Annotated in this window: 1 pseudogene; it reads left to right on the top strand. The window is 72.7% G+C overall.

Annotated features, from left to right (window positions below):
* Positions 1–224 (top strand): annotated as a pseudogene (locus tag KVS71_RS18085) (WYL domain-containing protein); the annotation flags it as partial.
* Positions 225–249: the final 25 nt, after the last annotated feature.

Below are 249 nucleotides of genomic sequence, written 5' to 3'. Positions count from 1 at the left end.
TCGCTCCGTCGCACAGCGGTTTCGTGCCCACGGAGACGCACCGCGCGGGCGACGGGATGGTGACCACGCAGCAGCACCCCGCGGACCCCCGCGGCAACAAACGGCTCGCGGCCCGTTTCGGCGGTGCGATGGAGGTCACGGATCCGGGGATCGCGCGGACCGCCACCCGGGAGAGGGCTGCCGCCGGACTCGCGCTCTACCACCGGCCTGCGGCCGAGGATTGATCTGTAGACTGGGGCGGAAAGCCCC

The sequence above is a fragment of the Microbacterium sp. GbtcB4 genome, assembly GCF_019091465.1.
Lineage (GTDB): Bacteria > Actinomycetota > Actinomycetes > Actinomycetales > Microbacteriaceae > Microbacterium > Microbacterium paraoxydans.
The sequence above is the reverse complement of the archived record's forward strand: the minus strand, read 5'-3'. Positions and strand labels throughout refer to the sequence as shown.